We start from the raw sequence: 21,449 nt of genomic DNA, 5'->3' as shown, positions 1-21,449 counted from the left end.
AGCGCCCACCTCCCCCGAACGGACCTAAACGCGCGCCCCCACCGGATCGCGCATCCGGTGGGGGCGGGTTGACGCAGCAAAAGCTGTCACATCATCAGCTCTTGCGCCGTTCAGACCTGTACGACCATCTTTCCGATGTTGGCGCCGTGCAGCATGCCGAGGAAGGCCTCCACGGCGTTCTCCACGCCCTCGACCACGGTCTCGTCGTAGCGAAGCGAGCCGTCCCGCAGCCAGCCGCCGACCTCCTCGAGGAACTGGCCGCGCAGCGCACTGTGGTCGCTGACCAGCATGCCCTGCAGGCGAAGGCGCTTTCCGATGGCCAGCGCCAGGTTGCGCGGCCCCGCCGGGGCGGAGGTGTCGTTGTACTGGGCGATCGCCCCGCACAGGGTGGCCCGGCCGTGCACCCGCAGGGCGCCGATCGCGGCCTCCAGGTGCTCGCCGCCGACGTTGTCGAAGTAGACGTCGATGCCGTCGGGGGCGGCCCGGCCGAGCAGCTCGGCGACCGGGCCCTCCTTGTAGTTGAAGGCGGCGTCGAAGCCGTAGTCGTCGACCAGGGTGGCGACCTTCTCGGCGGAACCGGCCGAGCCGATGACCCGCTTCGCGCCCTTGAGCCGGGCGATCTGGCCGACCAGCGAACCGACGGCGCCGGCCGCGCCGGAGACGAACACGGTGTCGCCGGATCGGAAGGAGGCGACCTCCAGCAGCCCCGCGTACGCGGTGAGGCCGGGCATCCCGAGCACGCCCAGATAGGCGGAGAGCGGGGCGAGTTCGGGGTCGACCTTGACGGTGCGCGCCGCGTCCACGGTGGCGTACTCACGCCAGCCGAGCCCGTGCAGCACGGCGTCGCCGACCTGGAAGCCCTCGGCGTTGCTGGCGACCACGTGGCCCACCGCACCGCCGTCCATCGGCGCGCCCAGCGCGTACGGCGGGACGTAGGACTTCACGTCGTTCATCCGCCCGCGCATGTACGGGTCGACGGACAGGTAGGCGTTGCGCACGGTGATCTCGCCCGGGCCGGGCTGCCGGACGGGGGCCTCGACCAGGGCGAAGTCGCCGGGAGCCGGCCAGCCCTGCGGGCGGGCGGCCAGGTGCCACTCGCGGCCGGTGGCGGGAAGGTCCTGCTGTGCCATCACACGCTCCTCATCAACCTGAAACATTCAGTGGCTCAAGTAATCCTGTGGATGAAAGGTTCATGTTGTCAACTGTTCAGCTAGACTCGGCGCCATGGAGAAGGAGCAGGTCATGGAGCAGGCACCGATTCCGACCGCCGACCCGATCACCGTGGAGGTCGTCGACCTCATGGCACGCCTGGTCGGACTCTTCCACCGCGAGTACGAGGAGGCCGCCGCCGCCCGCTCGCTGACCGGCGCGCAGGCCAAAGTGCTGGCGCTGCTACGGCGCGGGCCGATGCCGATGCGGCACATCGCACAGACCCTCTCCTGCGAGCCGTCCAACGTCACCGGCATCGTCGACCGGCTGGAGGGCCGCGGCTTCGTCACCCGCGAGTCCGACCCGCAGGACCGCCGGGTCAAGCTGGTCGTCGCCACCGACTCGGGGCTCACCGCCTCCTCCGAACTGCGCGAATCGCTGAACTTCGCCCGCGAGCCGCTGGCCGCGCTGGACGCCCCCGAACGGGCCCAACTGCGGGACCTGCTGCGGCGGATGCTCGACTCCTCGGCCCGCGACTGACCCTCCGCCGGACCGCCCCCCGGACTCCGCGTCGGACGATTCGGGGGTACCCCGGTTCGAGGGTCGAAAAATCTCTCCGAAATGATGGTTCGCGTGTAACCATTCCCGTCACCGCACCGTCTAAGTGGTGACGAACGCCCCGCCGTCCGCAGTCTCGCGGAGGCGGCAACTGCCTGCCCTCGGGCACCAGTTCCCGTTGCGCGCAGAGAGATCCCGGATCGATGACCGACGCCACCCAGAGCACTGCCGCGGCCTCGCCACGACGCCGCAGAGGCCGCCGAATAGCCCAGGGTCTCGGGGCGACCGCCGCCGTCATGGTGGTCGTCGCCGCGGGACTCGGCGCCTGGTACTACCAGCGGCTCGACCACAACATCACGACCTTCGCCCCGGAAGGCATCGCCTCCACCCGCCCGCCGGCCGGGCCTCCCGCGCCCACCGGTGGACACCCCGTCAACATCCTGCTGCTCGGCTCCGACACCCGGAGCGACGGCAACGGCGACCTCGGCGGCGGTGACGTGGGAGTCGGGCACTCCGACACCGCGATCCTGCTGCACGTCTACGCCGATCACAAACACGCCGTCGGCGTGTCGATCCCCCGGGACACCCTGGTCACCATCCCGCCGTGCCGGCTCGCGGACGGCCGGTGGACCACCGCCCGGGCCAACCAGATGTTCAACTTGGCTTTCACCATCGGCGAGTTCAAGGACGGCAACCCCGCCTGCACGCAGAACACCGTGGAGGAGCTGACCGGCCTGCGGGTGGACCACACCCTGGTCGTCGACTTCAAGGGCTTCGCCTCCATCACCGAGGCCGTCGGCGGCGTGGACGTGTGCGTGCCCAACGACGTCAACTCCTACGGCATCCAGCTGGCCAAGGGCCGGCAGACCGTCGCCGGGCAGCAGGCCGTCGACTACGTCCGCGCCCGGCACGGCCTCGGCGACAGCTCCGACATCGGCCGGATGCGCCGTCAGCAGGCGTTCATGTCCTCGCTGATCAAGAAGGTGCAGGGCGAGGGCTTCGACCTGGCCACCCTGCTGCCGCTGGCCGACGCCGCCACCAAGTCGCTCACCGTCGACCCCGACCTCGGATCGCCGTACAAGCTCGCCGAGTTCGCCCAGTCGCTGCAGAACATCAAGCTCGCCGACATCCAGTTCGTCACCCTGCCCTGGCGCTTCCAGGGCGCCCGGGTCGCCATCGTGCAGCCGGACGCCGGCATCCTGTGGGACCTGCTCCGCCAGGACCGCACCCTGGACGGCCGCCTCACCGGCGACACCGCGAGCCCGTCCGCCGGCGCCTCGGCAGGCGCCTCCGCGTCGGCCGACCCCTCGGCCTCGGCCAGCCCATCCGCCACCGGCAGCCCCGACAGCACGAACCTGGACGTGCCGATCACGGTCCACAACGCCGCCAAGTCGCCCGGGCTGGCCGGACGCACCGCGACCGCGCTGCGCGGCAACGGGTACCGCAACGTCACCATCGCCGAGAACACGCCCGCCCGGAACACCACGCTGATCGAGTACGCATCCGACCAGCGCCCCGCCGCCGAACGCCTGGCCCGGCTCTACCCCGGCGCGGAACTCCGCGCCGCCTCCGGCAGCGATGGCATCACCCTGACCGTCGGCCAGGACCGGGCCGGCGCCGACACCCCCGGCATCCCCGACGCCGGGGCCTCCGCCGGCACCATCCCGTCCACCATCCCGAACGGCATCACGGACAACACCCGGCCCGCCGACAGCGACCTCTGCGCCGACCTCAGCTTCGGCTGACCCCCGGCCGCCGGGCCCCCGGGCCCGGCGGCGCCTACGCCTCCTGGGGCGCGGCCGGGTCCGGGCCCGGAAGGCCGGTCACCACGAGGGTGACCCGCCGGTCCGCCAGCTCGCCCGCCCGGGCCAGGCCGTAGACCGCGGACAGCGCCTTCGCCACGTACCGGCGCTCCACCGGCACCCCGTGCCGGTGCTCGAACCCGGCGGCGAAGCGTTCCAATTCCTGCGGCACCCGCCCGTACCCGCCGCCGTGCCAGCCGTGCTCCAGCCGCCAGTTGCCGAACTCCCGGCCGTACGCGGCCAGTTGCAGCGCCGCAACCTCGCGCTCCAGGTAGCCCTCGCCACGCAGCACCGCCACGCCGAGCGCCTGCGCGTCCGGCGGCAGACCGGCGGCGATCCCGGCCAGCGTTCCACCCGTACCGACCGCGCAGCAGACCACGTCCCGCGCGCCCAAGTCCGGCAGTTGGTCGGCCAGTTCCGCGGCGACCACCGCGGCCCCGCGCACAGCCGCCGCGTTCGATCCGCCCTCGGGCAGGACGAAGTGCCCCGCCCGCCGCTCCTGCCGCCCGGAGGCGATCTCGCGGTAGACGGAACGCTCGACGAACTCCAGCACCATGCCGTCCCGTTCGGCCCGGGCCAGCGACCAGTTCCGCGGCATTCCCGCCAGCTCGGCCCCGCGGATCACCCCGACGCTCTCCAGCCCGAGCGCCCGCGCCGCCGCGGCCACCGCCCGCACATGCGTGGAGTACGCCCCGCCGTAGGTGAGCAGCGCCCGGCAGCCGTCCGCGACAGCCCGCTCCAGGTTCGGTGCGAGCTTGCGCCACTTGTTGCCGGGCACCGTCGGATGCGCCAGGTCGTCCCGCTTCAGCCGCAGCTCGACCCCCGCGGCGGCGAGCTCCGGGTCGTCGACCACCGTCAACGGCGTGGGCAGGTCAGCGGGCACGAGCATCCACTCACCCTAACCGGGGACCGGCAGCACCCCGCCGGCCCCTGTACGCCGGCACCCCGACAGCGCCAGGCCGCCGCGCGATGGCCCGCTGATCGGCTACGGCTCCCCGCCCGACCATGCCTTCCCCGCCGCGCTGGACGCCCCTGCCAGGCCCCCACCGCGCTGCCTCGCTCGTGGGCTCCGCTCCGCCCCGAAGCGCGGCCGGCGCGGACACGACGGCCATCAGCAGCGGCACGTGGCGCTGTCGACGGATGGTCATTCGGCAACTTCCTTCCTCGGATCGGATGCGGCCTCGCGGAGCACGGCCGCAATGCCGCCGAAGCCGCGCCGTTCGGCGTGCTGGAGCGCGGTCACGCCGTCGGCGTCGGCGAGCTGCGGGTCGGCGCCGGCGGCGAGCAGCAGGCGGACGATCTCGGTGTGCGGGCCACCCCCGTCGCCGAGGATCACGGCCTCCAGCAGGGCCGTCCACCCCAGGCGGTTGACGTGGTCGACATCGAGGTCGGTCTCCTCCAACACCGCCTGCACGTAGGCCACATGACCGCGCTCGGCGGCCGGTATCAGGCTGACGCCGCCGAACCGGTTGGTCAGCCCGAAATCCGGCCCGGCGACCAGCAGGGCCCGCATCATGGCGACGCTGCCGGTGACGCCGGTGACCAGCCATGGGCTGTCCTCCCGGTGGTCCTGCGCATCCGGATCCGCTCCCGCCGCGACCAGGAACTCGGCGACGGCCACCTGGTCGGCGAGCGCGGCCGCAAGCAGCGCCGTCCGCCCCTGCGGATCGCGCGCCTCCAAGTTCGCGCCTGCGGCCAGCGCGGCCCTGACAGCGGCGAGGTCGCCGGTGTGCGCGGCACCGAGCAGACGCTGGTCGATCGCGGTCGTCATTACGGTCCTCCTCCTGAAGGGACGGCAGGTGCGGCACGGGCGGTCCTCGGCACATGCGAGCTCGGGCCGGGCCGAACGGTGGGCCCGCCGGCTGCCTCCGGCGAACCTCCCACCTCCATATTTGCCCCGCCCCCGGGCTCGATTCGTCGTCGAACCGGCCAGTCCCCGCGAGCCTTCCGGTCGATACCGACGTCATCCGATCAGTCGATGCGCGACATCCGCAGGGGCCGGCTCCGGCACCCGACGCAGAGTCGACGATGCTGACGATCCGCTACAAGAGGCCGACACCGGCCGGGCGTTGAGAAGTCGACGCAGGCGAGGCGGCCGAGGAAGCCGGGCAGGGCCGCGAACGTGGAGATTCGATCACCATGGCGATCTCCCTCTTCCGCCCGCCGGGATTATGTGCAATTTTACATGTCACACGTCAGATGGTCGGCGCCCCCCTCGGCTCGGCCACTACCGCTCGGAGTCCCCCACCGTGCGTCATATCCGGATATCTGCCGCCCAGTTGGGCCGGCTGTTCGCGCTCGCTTTCGCGCTGGTCCTCACCGTCGGGCTGTTCGCCCCACAGGGCCGCGCCTTCGCCGCCCCCACCCAGCCCGCCACCGGCGCCACCCCCGCCGACACGGCCACCGCCCCCGCCTCACACCCCGTCCCGAAGTCGGCCGACGAGCCGAAGGACGCCCGCCCGACCCCGGGTCAGGTCGGGACCGGTACCAAGTCCGCACCGCGGCCGGCCACCCAGGCCCCCGCCGTCGAGTCGGTCAAGAAGCTCGGCGCGCTCGCCGCCGACGCCACCGGCTGCGACACCTCGTTGTTCGGCTCCACCGGCGGCACCACCCTGGTCAACACGGTCAAGTCGGCCGGCCTGGACTGCCTGGGCAAGCTCTATTCGATCACCGGCACCGACGCGAAGAACACCTTCCGCGAGCCGCAGATGGTCGCCGTCGCCGACGCCCTGCGCACCGCCTCGGCGAGCTACGACGGCACCGACTCGGCGTCCGCCGCCCAACTGATCGCCTTCCTGCGGGCCGGCTACTACGTCCAGTGGAACCACGCCGACGCGGTCGGCCCGTACGGCACCGCACTGCAGACCTCGATCCGCGGCGCGCTGGACGCGTTCTACGCCGCCCCGCACGCCAAGGACGTCACCGAGGCCAACGGCCAGATCCTCTCCGAGGCGGTCATCCTGATCGACTCCGCTCAGGAGAACGCCCGCTACACCGGCGTGGTCAAGGACCTGCTGGACCGCTACACCAGCTCCTGGACCGGCGGCATGTGGACCGCCGTCTCCAACACCAAGCTGGTGCTGGAGAACGGCCTCGGCACCGACTCCTTCAACGCCGCGCTGGCCGCCGACCCGTCCGTAGCCGCCTCGATCTCCGCCTTCGTCAAGCGCAACAGCTCGATGCTCAACGGCAGCGACCTGGCCACCGGCCTAGGCATCGACCTCGGCTCCTTTCTGGAGCAGCCGGTGCTGCAGGCCCAGGCCCGCCCGCTGGTCAAGGATCTGGTCAACGCCTTCCCGCTGATCGGCGCCACCGGCCCGCTCACGATGAACCTCGCCTGGTTCACCGAAAAGAAGGACGAAGGCCACTGCTCCTACTACGGGCTGTGCGACCTGCCGACCCGGCTCGCCCCGCTGGTCCTGACCGTCGACCGAATCTGCAGCCCGGCCCTGCACATCCGCGCCCAGGCGCTGACCGCCGCCGAACTGGACAGCACCTGCTCCAGCCTGGCCAACGAGGACGCCCTGTTCCACAGCGTGGTCAAGGACAACGGCCCCGTCCCCGGTGACCTCAACACCCAGTTGGAGGTCGTGGTCTACGACTCCTCCTACGACTACCGCCTGTACGCCTGGTCGATGTTCGACATCGACGTGGACAACGGCGGCATGTACCTGGAGGGCAAGCCCAACGAGCCCGGCAACCAGGCCCGCTTCATCGCCCACGAGGCGGAGTGGCTGCGCCCGGCGTTCTCGATCTGGAACCTCAACCACGAGTACGCGCACTACCTCGACGGCCGCTTCGACTTCTACGGCGACTACGACGCCGGACAGACCGTCCCCAACATCTGGTGGATCGAGGGCTTCGCCGAGTACATGTCCTACACCTACCGGGACGTGCGCTACGACGACGCGATCGCGCAGGCCGCCAAGGGCACCTACAAGCTGAGCACGCTGTTCGACACCACCTACCAGAACACCGACTCCACCCGAACCTACAACTGGGGCTACCTGGCCGTCCGCTACATGCTGCAGTCGCACCCGCAGGACGTCGCCGCCTACCTGGCCAAGACCCGTAGCGGCGACTTCACCGGCGCCCGCGCCGTCATCACCCGCATCGGCACCTCGTACGACGCCGACTTCGCCACCTACCTGGCCGCCTGCGGCGCCGGCAACTGCGGCACCCGGCCGCCCGCCGCCCCGCTCTGCGCCGGCCAGGACACCCGCTCGTACGGGCAGAACTGCCGCCGCGACAACGTCGCGGCCACCACTGGCAACTACAGCTACAGCTTCCTCAACCTGCCGGCCGGCGTGAAGCAGCTCACCATCACCACCACCGGCGGCACCGGCAACGCGGACCTCTACTGGAACCCCGCCGGCTGGGCCACCACCGGCTCCTACGCCGCCAAGTCCACCAACAGCGGCAACGGTGAGACCCTGACCATCACGAACCCGCCCGCAGGCTGGGTGTACTTCAGCCTCTACGCCCAGAACTCCTTCTCCGGAGTCACCGTCACCACGCAGTACTGAACCGCCCGGTGACACCCGAGGCCCGCGGATCCCAGGACCGCGGGCCTCGCGCCGTATCCGGCTCGGTCGCCGGACTCCCCGGCCCTCCGCGCCCGGCGATCGCGGTCCCTGCCCCCGGAGTACCCGCACCGAATCATGCGTGCCCAAACGGTCACCGCGCAGCAATTCCCGATGGGGTGAATCTCCCGGCCGCGGCCAACCACCGGACCGTTTCGACGTCCAGGGGGAACCACGGGCCCCGGCAAGGGCGGACAGCGATGCGGCCCAGGTCGCCGGGGCCACCCGGAAGCACCGCCCGGGGTTCGGATCCTGCCCGAGTTCCCCGGAATTCCTCGGCGCGCGCTCGCGGCGCTGCGCACAGGAGCTGCCGGGGACGCTAATCTACGCTCAGAGCTCGACAAGTCCGGCATTTCGCCTGGCCAGGGAGCTCCATCGGCTGACGGTCGGTCAGCGGCCGAGGTAGGGCGGGTGGGACTCGAACCCACGACCAAGGGATTATGAGTCCCCTGCTCTAACCGGCTGAGCTACCGCCCCCCGACTCGACCCGCCGGGGCCGACACGCGGCCCTGGCAGCAGTGGACGGCCCCTCAGGGACGCCCCCGGCAGCATAGCCGGTCGGTCACCCCTGGTGCGCGCCGGGGGCGCATCCGGGCCCGCCCGTTCCCGTCCCGTCCGCGCCGCCCATTCGTGGCCCCGGCCACGGCCGTCCGGCGGACACCCCGACGGGCGAACCGCTCTGGAGCGACGGTGGCACCGCGCCGCACCGCGGGTGACGCTTGATCATCGGATTGGCGGCGAGTGGCGAGCGGGAGCGGGTGGCCGGGATGAAGCGGTCGGCGGGCGCGGCGGCCTTGCTGGCAACGGCGGTCCTGGCGGCGGCCTGCGGCCCGTCCGGCCCCACCGGAGGGGAGAGCACCACACAGCCGCCGGCGTCGCTGCCGTCGGGCGCCCTCGCCTCGCAGACCGGCGGGCACGGCTGGAACCGGGACCGGCTGCGGGCGGCGCTCGGCAGGCGTGCCGGGGCGACTCACACCGCCCTGCCGACGCCGTTGAACAGCCGGGTGGGCGCGGTGTTCACGCACGCCGCGGACGGCGACCACTTCTGCACCGCCAGCGTGGTCGGCAGCCCGGCCCGGAACCTGATCGTGACGGCGGCGCACTGCCTGGTCGATCCCGGAATCGGCACCTCCCGCACGGACCTGGTGTTCGTACCGGGCTACCGCTCCGGTGACGCGCCCTCGGGTGTCTGGCCGCTCGGCACCGTCACCGTCGACCCGAGCTGGCGCACCCGCGGCAATCAGGACCTGGACGTGGCGTTCGCCACCGTGCGGCCGCAGAACGGGCGGCAGGTGCAGCAGGTGCTGGGCGCCAACCGGCTCGGCATCAATCGCGGCTCCACCCTGCCGGTGAAGGTGACCGGCTACCCCAGCAGTTCCGACGAGCCGATCACCTGCAGCAACACCACCGTCCGGCAGAGCCCGACCCAGCTGCGGATCGACTGCCCGGACTACACCGGCGGAACCAGCGGCAGCCCCTGGGTGACCGAGCTGGATCCGAGCACGCACACCGGCACCGTGGTCGGCGTGATCGGCGGTTACCAGCGGGGTGGCGACACCGCCGACATCTCGTACAGCAGTTACTTCGGCGACCGGGTGCGGATGCTCTACACGCAAGCGTCCCAGGCTTCCTGACACCCAGTCGGGCGGGCCCCACGCCGAGGCGTTTGCCGCTGCCGTGCGGGCCCTGGTAGATCTTGCTGCATCCTCCGCCCGGCACCCCCGGGCGGGCCCGTCGAGCGGAAGCGAGTGACGGTGCCGCGCACCTCTCCCCGAATCGGCAGCGGCCCGGCCGCCGCGGCCTGCGCGCTGCTGCTCCTGCTGGGGGCGGCCGCGACCGGTTGCGATTCCGCCGAGCCGACCAACAACGGCCCCACCGCCCGGCCCGCCCCCGCGGGTCCGCTGGGCAACCGGATCGGGCCGCTGTTCGTGGACGACACCGACGGCATGCGGGCCTGCACGGCCGCCGTGGTGCACAGCCGGGGCCACAATCTGCTGATCACCGCCGCCCACTGCGCGGCCCCGCGCGGCGTCCCGCTGGACGGTCTGGTGTTCGCCCCCGGCTACCGCGACCAGCGCGCCCCGTACGGGAGTTGGCCGGTCAACGCGGTGCTGGTGGATCCGCGCTGGGGGCCGGACGAGAACGAGGGGTACGACGTGGCGTTCCTCACTGTCGGCACGGTGCGCGGCCGGCAGATCGAGGACGCGATGGGCGCCTTCACGCTCGCCACCGGACTCGGCTTCGGGCTGGACGTCACCGTCACCGGCTATCCCAACAACGCCGTGTCCCCGATCACCTGCGAGGGCCTCACCACCTCGCGCAGCAATACCCAGCAGCGCTTCGACTGCGCCGGATTCACCGACGGCACCAGCGGCAGCCCCTGGGTGACCGAGCAGGGTCAGGTGGTCGGCGTAATAGGGGGTTACCAGCAGGGCGGGAACAGCCCGGAGGTCTCCTACAGCGTCGCTTTCGGCGACCGCCTCGCCGACCTCTACCGGCAGGCCGGCGGCTGAGCGCCCCGCCGTAAGCCTCCGGGGCGCGGGCCCCGGGGGTACCGGGCGTGCGGAAAACACGAAGGCCCCTCGGCTTCACCGAAGGGCCTTCGCTCTGTACTGATCACCGTAATTTCCGGTGAAGCTCCCCCAATTGGACTCGAACCAATAACCTGCCGATTAACAGTCGGCTGCTCTGCCAATTGAGCTATGGGGGACCGCGCTCCTCCAATTGGACTCGAACCAATAACCTGCCGATTAACAGTCGGCTGCTCTGCCAATTGAGCTATGGAGGATAGTGCTTCGCTTCGACCACCCCGGTCTCCGGATCTCTCCGGGCCCACGGTGCTCGCTGCGGGACATACATTAGCGCACTCAGGGGGGTGTTCCGCCAATCGCTTTCGGCAGCGGCCTCCCCCACCTCGGCCGCGGGCCGGTCCGGCGTGCCCCGCGCGCGCCGTACGGTGCGGACGGGGATGCTGGTGCACGGTGGCTCCGGCTGGCCCGGACCCGCCACCGGCAGGGCGGTTCACGGCCCGGCCGGACGGGTAGACGCGGCAGACAATCGCGCGGCAACGAAGGGTGGAACCAGGGCATGTGGAAGGTGTCGTTGATCGTGGGCATCGGGATCGGGTACGTCCTCGGTACCCGGGCCGGGCGGGAACGGTACGACCAGCTGGCCGGTGCGGCCCGACAGCTGCGGGAGAACCCGCGGGTGCAGGACGCGGCCGGCAAGGCCAAGCAGCAGGCGGGCGCGGTGGCCGGGAAGGCCGCAGGGGCGGTGGCCGACAAGGTCGGCGAGAAGCTGCCGAACTCGCTGACCGAGCGCGTCCCGTACTTCGCGAAGCACCAGGGCGAGGACGACGGCTGGGGCACCGTCCGCCCCTGATCGCACCGAACGTCCCCGGTCGGCACGGACCGCCTCCGACCAGGCACGGAGGGTCGGAGGCGGGGCTGGTTCCGGTACCGACTGGGCAACACTTGCGGCAGTCGGGCCCGCCCCGGCCGCCGACTGCGGCATGATCTCGGCATGGCCATCGTCGCGGGCATCGACAGCTCCACCACTCGCACCCGGATCGTCGCGTGCGACGCCGACACCGGCGCCGTGCTGCGGCAGGGCCGGGCCCCCCATCCGCTGCCCGAGGGCGACGACGCCCGCTCCACCGAGGTCGACCCGCAGAACTGGCTGCACTCGCTCGGCGACGCCGCCGCCGGGGGCCTGCTGGAGGGCGTCCGGGCGATCGGGGTGTCCGCCCAGCAGCACGGGCTGATCGGCCTGGACGCCGGCGGCGTCCTGGTGCGGCCCGCGCTGCTGTGGAACGACCCCCGCTCGGCGGGATCGGCGGCCGCGCTGTTGGACGCGCTCGGCGGTGCGCAGCCCTGGGTGGAGGCGATCGGCGCGGTACCGGGCCCCACGTACACCATCGCCAAGCTGCGCTGGCTGGCCGAGTTCGAGCCGGTGTCGGCGCAGCGGATCGCCGAGGTGCTGCTGCCGCACGACTGGCTGGTCTCCCAACTGTTGGGCGGCGCCCGGCGGCGCACCACGGACCGCGGCGACGCCTCCGGCACCGGCTACTGGTCGCCGATCACCGGCGAGTACCGGCAGGACCTGATCAAGCTGGCGTTCGGCCACGAGCTGAAGGTCCCGGACGTGCTCGGCCCGGCCGAGCCCGCCGGGCACACCCCCGAGGGGCTGCTGATCTCGGCCGGCACCGGCGAGAACATGGCGGCCTCGCTGGGCCTGGGGCTGGTCCCGGGCGACGCGGTGGTGTCGCTGGGCGGCAACGGCACGATCTTCGCGGTGCACGAGCGGGCGGTGGTCGACCCGTCCGGCCTGGTGTCCTCGTTCGCGGACGCCACCGGCCGGCACCTGCCGATGGTGGCGACGCTGAACGCCGCCCAGGTGCTGCGCTCCACCGCCGCGATGCTCGGCACCGACCTGGAGGGCCTGTCGGAGCTGGCCCTGCAGTCCTCGCCGGGCGCGTACGGGATGGTCTTCCTGCCCTACCTGGACGGCGAGCGCACCCCGAAGCTGCCGCAGGCGGCGGGCACCCTGACCGGGCTGCGGGCCGAGTCGATGGCGCCGCAGCACGTGGCGCGGGCCGCCGTCGAGGGCATGCTGTGCAACCTGGCGGAGGCGCTGGACGTGCTGCGCGGGCACGGCGTCGCGGTGAACCGGGTGTTCCTGCTGGGGACGGCGGGCCGGCTGCCCGCCGTCCAGCAGATAGCCCCCCTGGTGTTCGGGCTGCCCGTGGTGGTGCCGCCGCGCGGCGACCACGCGGCGCGCGGCGCGGCCCGCCAGGCCGCCTGGGCGCTCGCCGGAACGGCCGAGCCCCCGCACTGGGAACTGCCGGACGTCACCCTGCTCAACCCGGACCAGGAGCACGACCTGGCGGTCGGCAACGCGGTGCGCCAGCAGTACGCGGCGGTGCGCGAGCAGTTCCACCCGGAGACCGCCGCGACCTCCTGACGGGCCGTCCGCAACCTGTCCGGCGAGACGACGCTGAAGATGCGTCAGGCGGTCCGGGGTGGCAACGTTGGAGGCTCCACGACTGGAGGGACGGTTCGTCATGGCGTTGCACAAGGGGCAGGCCCACGGGGACAACCGCCGGCTGCCGTTCAGCCCGATGCACGTACTGACCGACCCGCTGGGCGCGATGCAGGTGGCCCCGCCGCTGCACCAGCTGCCCAAGATGGCGATCCCGCCCTCGGTCGCGTACGAGCTGATCCACAACGAGCTGATGCTGGACGGCAACGCCAAGCTCAACCTGGCGACCTTCGTCACCACGCAGATGGACGAGTACGCGGACCGGCTGATGAGCGAGTGCCGCGACAAGAACATGATCGACAAGGACGAGTACCCGCAGACCGCGGAACTCGAGCGGCGCTGCGTGGCGATCCTCGCCGACCTGTGGCACGCGCCCGATCCCGGGGCGGCGGTGGGCTGTTCCACCACCGGCTCCAGCGAGGCCTGCATGCTCGCCGGGATGGCGCTCAAGCGGCGCTGGATGCGGCGCAACGCCGACCGGTACGCGGCCGGGGCGCGGCCCAACCTGGTGATGGGCATCAACGTGCAGGTCTGCTGGGAGAAGTTCTGCAACTTCTGGGAGGTCGAGGCGCGGCTGGTCCCGATGGAGGGCGACCGCTTCCACCTGACCGCCGATCAGGCCGTCGCGCACTGCGACGAGAACACCATCGGCGTGGTCGGCATCCTCGGCTCCACCTTCGACGGCTCGTACGAACCGATCGCCGAGATCTGCGCCGCACTGGACGGCCTCCAGCAACGCTCCGGGCTCGACATTCCGGTGCACGTGGACGCCGCGTCCGGCGGCATGGTCGCGCCGTTCCTCGACCCGGACCTGAAGTGGGACTTCCGGCTGCCCCGGGTGGCCTCGATCAACACCTCGGGCCACAAGTACGGGCTGGTGTACCCCGGGGTCGGCTGGGCGCTGTGGCGGGACGAGGAGGCGTTGCCCGAGGAGCTGGTGTTCAAGGTCAACTACCTGGGCGGCGACATGCCGACCTTCGCGCTGAACTTCTCCCGGCCGGGCTCGGAGGTGGTCGCCCAGTACTACACGTTCCTGCGGCTCGGGCGGGCCGGGTTCCACGCGGTGCAGCAGGCCTGCCGGGACGTCGCCGAGTACCTGGCCGGGCAGATCGAGAAGCTCGGCCCGTTCCGGCTGATCACCCGGGGCGACCAGCTGCCGGTGTTCGCCTTCACCACGGCCGAGGGTGCCTCCTTCGACGTGTTCGACGTGTCCCGGCGGCTGCGCGAACGCGGCTGGCAGGTACCCGCGTACACCTTCCCGGAGGGGCGGACCGACCTGGCGGTGCTGCGCGTGGTGTGCCGCAACGGGTTCACCCGGGACTTGGCGGACCTGCTGCTCGGCGACCTGCGGCGGCTGCTGCCCGAGCTTGAGCGCCAGCCCGCGCCGCTCAGCGAGCTGGGCATGCCGCAGCGCAGCGGGTTCCACCACTGACGGGCCGCCGGGGGTCCGGTCAGTCCAGGTAGCCGCGGAGCTGGTCGGCGGAGGCGTGTTCGCGGAGCTTGCGGAGGGTCTTCGCCTCGATCTGCCGGATCCGTTCCCTGGTCACGCCGAACAGCTGGCCGATCTCCTCCAGGGTGCGGGGGCGGCCGTCGTCGAGGCCGTAGCGGAGCTGGACCACCTGGCGTTCGCGTTCGCCGAGGATGGCCAGCACCGCCTCCAGGTGCTCGCGCAGCAGCAGGAACGCGGCGCTCTCCGGCGGGGAGGCGGCGTCGGCGTCCTCGATCAGGTCGCCGAGGGCCACGTCGTCCTCCTCGCCGACCGGGGTGTGCAGCGAGACCGGTTCCTGGGCCAGTTTGAGGATCTCCCGGACCCGCTCCGGCGGCAGTTGGAGCACCAGTCCGACCTCGGCGGCGGTCGGTTCCACGCCGCGCTCCTGCAGCAGGGAGCGCTGCACCCGCAGCACCCGGTTGATCAGCTCTACCACGTGCACCGGCACCCGGATGGTGCGGGCCTGGTCGGCCAGGGCGCGGCTCATCGCCTGGCGTATCCACCAGGTCGCGTAGGTGGAGAACTTGTAGCCGCGTGCGTAGTCGAACTTCTCGACCGCCCGGATCAGCCCGAGGTTGCCCTCCTGGACCAGGTCGAGCAGGGTCAGGCCGCGGCCGACGTAGCGTTTGGCGACCGAGACCACCAGCCGCAGGTTGGCCTCGATCAGGCGGCGCTTGGCGATCCGGCCGAGCACGACCAGCCGGTCGAGGTCGTCGGTGAGCCGCTCGTCCCCGTCCGGGGCGCGGTCGAGCGCCTCCTCGGCGAACAGGCCCGCCTCGATCTGGCAGGCCAGCTCGACCTCCTCGGCGGCGGTCAGCAGCCGGATCCGGCCGATCTCGCGCAGGTACTGCCGCAGCAGGTCGGCGGCCGGGCCGGCGCCCTCGTCCAAGGCGGCTTCCGGGGGCTCGTCGGCGAGGTCCTCGGCGGTGGGCTCGGTCTCGGGCTCCTGCGCCCCCTCGGATCCGGGGACCGTCCCGGCTTCGGCTTCGGGGTCCGTCGGGCCGGACTGCGGCTCGCCGGTGGGGAGTTGCGGGCCGGCCGGGCCGGGCTGGCGTGGGATCGCGGCGTCCCGGGCGGGGGCGGTCCGGTGCGGGCGGGCGACTGAGAGCTCCACGGGCATCCCTCCAGGGGCCGCGCGCGGCCTGGGGGTGCCGCGCCACATCGGATGGGATACCCAGCCCGGCGGGCCCGGGCACCTGTGGGAGGCCGCGGTCCGGACAAACGGCACCCGGCGCACGCCCGGGTGCCGCCGGGCGGGCGGGGGCGGTCGAGGGAGCGGCGGGGCGGGCGGGCGCCGGTCAGAGGGCGGCGACGCCGCGCGAGCGCAGCTGCTGGCCGTACTGCTGCAGGGCCCACAACTCGCTCTGCACCGGGTGCAGTTCCTCGGCGGTGGCCCGGTCGCCCAGCCGGCGCAGGTGGGCCCGCACCTCGTCGACCCGCCGGTCCACGGCCTGCAGGCGGAGCTTGACCAGGAACTCCCCCGCGTACACCTCGTCGGCCTTGCGGCGGGAGCGGATCGGCTCCACGGTCAGTTCGGTGACCAGGCCGCGGACCTGGTCGTCCGGGCTGGCCTCGCGGACGGCGGCGGTGAAGTCCGGCAGGCTCGCGCCGTACGCGGTGCCGCCGACCTGGCCGATGGCGCGGCGGACGGCTTGGTACGGCGGAGTGGGGAACTCGTCCTCGCCGTACTGGTCGAAGGCCGGGCTGACCAGATCGGGGTGCTGGAGCGCGAGCTTGAGCAGCTCGCGCTCGACGAACTGCGCCGGGTCGCGCGGGTTGAGCCGGAACGCCGGGCGCTCCGGACGGGCCGGCTGCTGCCCTGCGGGGTCGGGTCGGTGCAGCGGCCGGCGCTGGCCGTTCTGCTGGTTCTCCCGCTGCCAGCGCGCGAGTTGGGAGATCCGGCGGACCACGAACTGCTCGTCCAGGATGCCGACCATGCCGGCCAGCTGGACCGCGTACTCGTGCTGGATCGAGCGGTCCTTGATCTTGACGATGATGCCGGCGGCCTCTTCGAGCGCGGCGGCGCGGCCCTCCGCGGTGTCCACCCGGTGCCGGGCGACCGCCGAGCGGAGCGCGAACTCGAACAGCGGGACGGGGTTCTCGACCAGGGTGCGGACCGCATCGTCGCCCTGGGCGAGGCGCAGATCGCACGGGTCCATGCCGCCCGGGGTGATGGCGATGGAGGTACGGGCGGCGAACTTCTGGTCGTCCTCGAAGGCCCGCAGGGCGGCCTTCTGCCCGGCGGCGTCACCGTCGAAGGTGAAGACCGTCTCACCGCGGTAGGTGGAGGTGTCCATCAGCAACCGACGGATGATCTTGATGTGGTCTTCGCCGAACGCGGTGCCGCAGGTGGCCACCGCCGTGGTGACGCCCGCCAGGTGACAGGCCATCACGTCGGTGTAGCCCTCGACCACCACTGCCCGGCCGGACTTGGCGATCTCCTTGCGGGCCAGGTCGATGCCGTACAGGACGTTCGACTTCTTGTAGATCGGCGTCTCGGGGGTGTTCAGGTACTTCGGGCCGTTGTCGTCCTCGCGCAGCCGTCGCGCACCGAAACCGACCACGTCGCCCGAGCTGTCCCGGATCGGCCAGACCAGGCGGCCCCGGAAGCGGTCGATCAGGCCGCCGCGCTGGCCCTGCGAGGCCAGACCCCCGACCGAGATCTCCTTGTCGGTGAAGCCGCGGCCGCGCAGGAAACGCACCAGGTGCTCCCAGCCGACCGGGGCGTAACCCACCCCGAAGTGCTTGGCAGCGGCCTCGTCGAAGCCGCGCTCGGCGAGGAAACGACGGCCGATCTCCGCCTCGGGAGTGGCCAGCTGCTCCTGGAACCAGGCAGCGGCGACCTTGTGCGCCTCGATCAGCCTGGTCCGCTCGCCCTGCTGGTGCCGGGGGCTGTAGCCGCCCTCCTCGTAGCGCAGGGTGACGCCCGCCTGGGCGGCCATCCGCTCGACCGCCTCCGCGAACGAGCAGTGCTCGATCTTCATCAGGAAGGTGATCGTGTCGCCGGACTCACCGCAGCCGAAGCAGTGGAAGACGCCCTTGCCCGGGTGCACGTAGAACGACGCGGACTTCTCGTCGTGGAACGGGCACACGCCCTTCAGCTGGGCGCCGCCACCATTGGCCAACTGCACGTAGTCGCCGACCACGGCGTCGATCGGCAGGGCGGCACGCACCGCCTGCACATCCTCGTCCCTGATCCTCCCGGCCACTGGGAAAGTCTACGGGAGCGGCGTTCGTTCCAGCGGTCGCACGAAGCGGTCGCACCGGCTCCGGGCTCAGCCGGTCAGCTTGGCGTGCAGGGCCAGGGCGGAGGCGTCGGTCAGGGTGGCGATCTGGTCGATCACGGTGCGCAGCGCGGCGCGGTCGTCCTCGGCCTCCGCGTACTGGGCGGCGAACACCGGGTCCAGCCCGTCCGGGGCGGTGCGCAGCAGGGCATCGGCGAGTTCGGCGATCACCACGCGCTGGCGGGAGCGCAGCTGGGCCTGCTCGTCCCGCTGCATCACGTACCGGACGGCGACGGCCTTGAGCACCGCGCACTCCAGCCGGACGTCGCGCGGGACGACCAGCTCGGCGGCGTACCGGGTGAGCCGGCCCGGGCCGTAGCGGGCCCGGGTGGCCTGCTCGGCGGCCAGGCAGAACCGGCCGATCAGCTGGCTGGTGAGGTCCTTGAGGCCGGCCCGGGCACGGGCGGTGCCGTCGTAGGAAGTGGGCCACCATTCCTCGGACTGCAGGCGGTCGAGGGCTGCGGCGAACTCCTCCGGCCCGGCCTGGGCGGCGAACCGCTCGGCGATCTTGAACAGCTCGGCCCGCTCCTGCGGGGCACGCAGCGCCTCCGGGTCGATGTGGCCGGCCTGGAAGCCGTCCTCCACATCGTGGGTGGAGTACGCGACGTCGTCGGACCAGTCCATCACGGTGGCCTCGAAGCACCGGCGGCCGTCCGGCGCGCCGGTGCGCATCCAGCGGAAGACCGGAAGGTCGTCGCCGTACACGCCGTACTTGGTGGAGGCGGGGTCGGTGGGGTGGCCGCCGCGTGCCCACGGGTACTTGGTGGCGGCGTCCAGCGCGGCCCGGGTCAGGTTGAGGCCGACACTGCGGCCGGGCCACGGGGAGAGCCGGACCTCGGGCTCGTCGAGCGGGGCGAAGCGTTTGGGTTCCAGCCTGGTCAGGATGCGCAGCGACTGGGCATTGCCCTCGAAGCCTCCGCAGGCCGCGGCGGCCTGGTCGAGTGCCTCCTCGCCGGTATGGCCGAACGGCGGGTGGCCGATGTCGTGGGCCAGGCAGGCGGTCTCCACCAGATCCGGATCGCAGCCGAGCGCCGCGCCCAGCTCCCGGCCGACCTGCGCGCACTCCAGCGAATGGGTGAGCCGGGTGCGCGGGAAATCACTGCGCATCGGCGCGACCACCTGGGTCGTCCCCGCCAGGCGGCGCAGCGCGGCCGAGTGCAGCACCCGGGCGCGGTCGCGCTGGAAGGCGGTGCGGCCGGGCCGCTTGTCCGGCTCGGGCACCCAGCGGGCTTCGGACTGCGGGTCGTACGGAGTGGTGGTCTTCATATGTCAGTCACGGTACGCCGGATGACGGACATTCGGACCTGCGCCGCGCGAACACCCGGCGCCGCCGCGGCAAATTGCAGAGACTTCTCTGCAAAGAGGTCTATGCAGAGAAGTCTCTGCACTCTAGTGTTGCCGTCATGAACGAGCACCGCCCCGAAGAACACCCCGTCACCCCCTCACCGAAGGGCGAGCCCCCGCGACGCCGACTCGACGCCAACAGCCTGCGCGGGCTGGCCCATCCGCTGCGGATGCAACTGCTGGACGAGCTCCGCCTGCACGGACCCTCGACCTCCGCACGGCTCGCCGAGCGCACCGGCGAGTCCACCGGCACCATCAGCTGGCACCTGCGGCACCTCGCCGAGCACGGGTTCATCGAGGAGGAGGCCGGCCGCGGTACCAAGCGGGAACGCTGGTGGCGCGCCGTTCGCGGTGCGATCACGCTGGCCGCCGCCGACTTCGAGCAGGACCCCGGCGCCAAGGCGGCGGTCTCCGTCTACCAGGCGGAGAACCTGCGCCGTCAGTACCAGCGGGTCGCGGACTCGCTGGCCGCCGAGTGGGGGGACGACTGGCGCAACACGGGCCTCGTGAGCGACTGGAGCAACTTGGTCCTGACGCCCGCTCAGCTCCGCGCCCTCGGCGACGAACTGGCCGCCGTCGTCGCCCGCCACACCCCCGACCCGGACGCCGCCCCCGACCCCGACGCGCGACCGGCCATCGTCCAGATCCAGGTACTGCCCCGAAAGGAACCCGACCGGCCATGACCTCGACCGCCTCCACCGAGTCCCACCCCGCCGAGCCGGTCGCCGGGTCGGCCGCCGGGCCAGTCGTCGGGCCAGCTGCGAAGGCGGTCACGGAACACGCCGCGGAACCCGTCGCGGAGCCCGTCGCGGAGCCCGTCACCGCCGGGTCCCGCCGGCCGGGCTACGTGGTCGCCGACCCGACCGCCCGCCGCCGCGCCGGGCTGCTGCGGCGCCACCGGGACTTCCGGATGCTGTGGATCGGCGAGACCGCCAACAAGTACGGCTCCGCCGTCACCGGCCTGGCCCTGCCGCTGATCGCGGTCAGCACCCTGCACGCGAGCACCTTCCAGGTCGGCCTGCTCGGCGCGGCGGGCTGGCTGCCCTGGCTGCTGATCGGCCTGCCCGCCGGGGTGTGGGTGGACCGGCTGCGCGCCCGACCGATCATGCTCACCGCGACCGCGATCTCGCTGGTCCTGTACGCCACCGTCCCACTGGCCGCCCTCGCCGGGACCCTCACCCTGTGGCACCTGCTGGCCGTGGCCCTGCTCGCCGGGGCCGCCGGGGTGTTCTTCCAGACCGCGTACACCGCGTACCTGCCGCAGCTGCTCGACCCCGCGGACCAGCCCGAAGGCAACGCCAAACTGCACGGCAGCGCCTCCGCCGCCGGCATCGTCGGACTCGGCAGCGGCGGCCTGATCGCCCAGCTCGCCGGACCGGTCAACGGCCTGCTCGCCAACACCGCGACGTTCCTGCTCTCGCTCTGGTGCACCGCCCGAATCGGCCACCACGAGACCGGCCGCGCCGACCGGCCCCGCCGGGCGCTGCGCAAGGAGATCGGCGAAGGCCTGCGGCTGCTCGGCTCCGACGTCTGGTTCCGCACCTTCACCCTGTTCGGCGCCGCCTCCAACCTGGTGCTGACCGGCTACCAGTCCCTGCTGGTCGTCTTCCTGATCCGCGAGGTCGGGATCGCGGAGGGCACCGTCGGTCTACTGGTCGGCCTGGCCTCCACCGGCGGCATCGTCGGCGCGGCCTTCGCCCGCCGGATCGCCGCCCGGCTCGGCACCTCCCGCGCCATGCTGATGCTCGAACTCTTCCTGCCTGCCCTGACCGTCCTCATCCCGCTCACCGGCCGCGGCCTCGGGCTGGCCTGGTACCTGATCGGCGGCTTCGGCGCCTCCGCCGGCGTGGTCGCCGGTAACGTCATCAAGTCGACCTTCCAGCAGCGCTACTGCCCGCCGGAACTGCTCGGTCGGCTCTCCGCGAGCGGCGCGGTGCTCAACTTCGGCTCCATCCCGCTCGGCGCCGTGCTGGCCGGCTTCCTCGGCACCGAACTGGGCGTGCGCCCCGCGATGTGGCTGATGACCATCGGAGTACCGCTGGCTGCGCTGATCCTCTGGTGCTCCCCGATGCGCCGCGTCCGCGAGCTGCCCACCGAGCGCCGGCCGCTGGACACCGCCGGCCAGCCCGCAACTCTCGTCTGCGCAGGCTGACTTCCCCTCACCGCCCCACAACGACCTGACTGACCGGCCGCCTCCGGC

16 protein-coding genes and 3 tRNA genes are annotated in these 21,449 nt (G+C 72.4%); 10 read left to right on the top strand and 9 right to left on the bottom strand.

The genetic code is table 11. From position 1 onward, the window contains the following. Positions 1–110: 110 nt before the first annotated feature. Entirely contained in the window at positions 111–1,130 is a 1,020-nt protein-coding gene (locus tag ACGFWJ_RS10620; protein ID WP_392947436.1) for an NADP-dependent oxidoreductase, read from the bottom strand. Between the two features lie 94 nt (positions 1,131–1,224). On the opposite strand from ACGFWJ_RS10620, the gene ACGFWJ_RS10615 reads away from it, so the two are divergent. Both ACGFWJ_RS10615 and ACGFWJ_RS10610 read left to right on the top strand, forming a co-directional pair. After that, positions 1,225–1,689, top strand: coding sequence for a MarR family winged helix-turn-helix transcriptional regulator (locus tag ACGFWJ_RS10615; RefSeq protein ID WP_387643194.1), 465 nt, complete (start codon positions 1,225–1,227; stop codon positions 1,687–1,689). 221 nt (positions 1,690–1,910) lie between these two features. Beyond that, positions 1,911–3,452 carry an LCP family protein gene (locus ACGFWJ_RS10610; protein ID WP_392947432.1) on the top strand — a complete coding sequence of 514 codons (1,542 nt, stop codon included), beginning with the start codon at positions 1,911–1,913 and terminating at the stop codon, positions 3,450–3,452. 34 nt (positions 3,453–3,486) lie between these two features. Here ACGFWJ_RS10610 and ACGFWJ_RS10605 read toward each other — a convergent pair whose 3' ends face one another. Next, positions 3,487–4,398 carry a 1-aminocyclopropane-1-carboxylate deaminase/D-cysteine desulfhydrase gene (locus ACGFWJ_RS10605; RefSeq protein ID WP_392947430.1) on the bottom strand — a complete coding sequence of 304 codons (912 nt, stop codon included), beginning with the start codon at positions 4,396–4,398 and terminating at the stop codon, positions 3,487–3,489. Between the two features lie 255 nt (positions 4,399–4,653). After that, on the bottom strand, positions 4,654–5,280 hold the full coding sequence (locus tag ACGFWJ_RS10600; protein WP_392947428.1) for an ankyrin repeat domain-containing protein: 627 nt from the start codon (positions 5,278–5,280) through the stop codon (positions 4,654–4,656). A gap of 478 nt (positions 5,281–5,758) precedes the next feature. Here ACGFWJ_RS10600 and ACGFWJ_RS10595 point away from each other — a divergent pair, with 478 nt between their 5' ends. After that, a complete protein-coding gene (locus ACGFWJ_RS10595; RefSeq protein WP_392947425.1) occupies positions 5,759–8,035 on the top strand; it encodes a collagenase in 2,277 nt (758 codons plus the stop codon). A 460-nt stretch (positions 8,036–8,495) separates the two neighbouring features. On the opposite strand, the gene ACGFWJ_RS10590 is transcribed toward ACGFWJ_RS10595, so the two are convergent. After that, positions 8,496–8,569: transfer RNA gene (locus ACGFWJ_RS10590), tRNA-Ile, on the bottom strand. 242 nt (positions 8,570–8,811) lie between these two features. Here ACGFWJ_RS10590 and ACGFWJ_RS10585 point away from each other — a divergent pair. Together ACGFWJ_RS10585 and ACGFWJ_RS10580 are read left to right on the top strand one after the other, a co-directional pair. Beyond that, positions 8,812–9,726: a trypsin-like serine peptidase gene (locus tag ACGFWJ_RS10585; protein WP_392947422.1), complete on the top strand. Its 915-nt coding sequence runs from the start codon at positions 8,812–8,814 to the stop codon at positions 9,724–9,726. 120 nt (positions 9,727–9,846) lie between these two features. Next, entirely contained in the window at positions 9,847–10,605 is a 759-nt protein-coding gene (locus tag ACGFWJ_RS10580) for a trypsin-like serine peptidase (protein WP_392947419.1), read from the top strand. Between the two features lie 124 nt (positions 10,606–10,729). Here the strand turns inward: ACGFWJ_RS10580 and ACGFWJ_RS10575 are convergent. After that, positions 10,730–10,802: transfer RNA gene (locus ACGFWJ_RS10575), tRNA-Asn, on the bottom strand. 5 nt (positions 10,803–10,807) lie between these two features. Next, positions 10,808–10,880 (bottom strand) — tRNA-Asn (locus ACGFWJ_RS10570). 299 nt (positions 10,881–11,179) lie between these two features. On the opposite strand from ACGFWJ_RS10570, the gene ACGFWJ_RS10565 reads away from it, so the two are divergent. From ACGFWJ_RS10565 to ACGFWJ_RS10555, 3 genes are all read left to right on the top strand, one after another. Then, positions 11,180–11,473, top strand: coding sequence for a hypothetical protein (locus ACGFWJ_RS10565; RefSeq protein WP_387643185.1), 294 nt, complete (start codon positions 11,180–11,182; stop codon positions 11,471–11,473). A 141-nt stretch (positions 11,474–11,614) separates the two neighbouring features. Then, the gene (locus tag ACGFWJ_RS10560; RefSeq protein ID WP_387861461.1) at positions 11,615–13,054 is read left to right on the top strand and encodes an FGGY family carbohydrate kinase; all 1,440 of its coding nucleotides are present in this window, start codon (positions 11,615–11,617) and stop codon (positions 13,052–13,054) included. Between the two features lie 100 nt (positions 13,055–13,154). Further along, positions 13,155–14,564, top strand: coding sequence for a glutamate decarboxylase (locus ACGFWJ_RS10555; protein ID WP_387861463.1), 1,410 nt, complete (start codon positions 13,155–13,157; stop codon positions 14,562–14,564). Positions 14,565–14,583: 19 nt separating this feature from the next. Here ACGFWJ_RS10555 and ACGFWJ_RS10550 read toward each other — a convergent pair whose 3' ends face one another. The 3 genes from ACGFWJ_RS10550 to ACGFWJ_RS10540 all read right to left on the bottom strand — a co-directional run bounded on the left by ACGFWJ_RS10550 (position 14,584) and on the right by ACGFWJ_RS10540 (position 19,171). Further along, positions 14,584–15,741 (bottom strand): sigma-70 family RNA polymerase sigma factor, encoded by a 1,158-nt coding sequence (locus tag ACGFWJ_RS10550; RefSeq protein WP_387861464.1) that lies wholly within the window; start codon positions 15,739–15,741, stop codon positions 14,584–14,586. 178 nt (positions 15,742–15,919) lie between these two features. Continuing rightward, positions 15,920–17,830 carry a DNA primase gene (dnaG, locus tag ACGFWJ_RS10545; protein ID WP_387643181.1) on the bottom strand — a complete coding sequence of 637 codons (1,911 nt, stop codon included), beginning with the start codon at positions 17,828–17,830 and terminating at the stop codon, positions 15,920–15,922. A 66-nt stretch (positions 17,831–17,896) separates the two neighbouring features. After that, complete coding sequence (locus ACGFWJ_RS10540) at positions 17,897–19,171, bottom strand: deoxyguanosinetriphosphate triphosphohydrolase (protein WP_392947413.1); 1,275 nt, start codon at positions 19,169–19,171, stop codon at positions 17,897–17,899. A gap of 137 nt (positions 19,172–19,308) precedes the next feature. Between ACGFWJ_RS10540 and ACGFWJ_RS10535 the strand changes: the two genes are divergently transcribed. Together ACGFWJ_RS10535 and ACGFWJ_RS10530 are read left to right on the top strand one after the other, a co-directional pair. Then, entirely contained in the window at positions 19,309–19,932 is a 624-nt protein-coding gene (locus tag ACGFWJ_RS10535) for a helix-turn-helix domain-containing protein (RefSeq protein WP_392947410.1), read from the top strand. Continuing rightward, positions 19,929–21,401 carry an MFS transporter gene (locus tag ACGFWJ_RS10530; RefSeq protein WP_392947407.1) on the top strand — a complete coding sequence of 491 codons (1,473 nt, stop codon included), beginning with the start codon at positions 19,929–19,931 and terminating at the stop codon, positions 21,399–21,401. The genes ACGFWJ_RS10535 and ACGFWJ_RS10530 overlap by 4 nt, the downstream gene beginning before the upstream one ends. Positions 21,402–21,449: the final 48 nt, after the last annotated feature.

Origin of the sequence: Kitasatospora sp. NPDC048407, assembly GCF_043200475.1 — a bacterium.
In the GTDB taxonomy this organism is placed as follows: domain Bacteria; phylum Actinomycetota; class Actinomycetes; order Streptomycetales; family Streptomycetaceae; genus Kitasatospora.
Note: the sequence above shows the minus strand (reverse complement) of the source record. Positions and strands in the feature narration are given on the sequence as shown.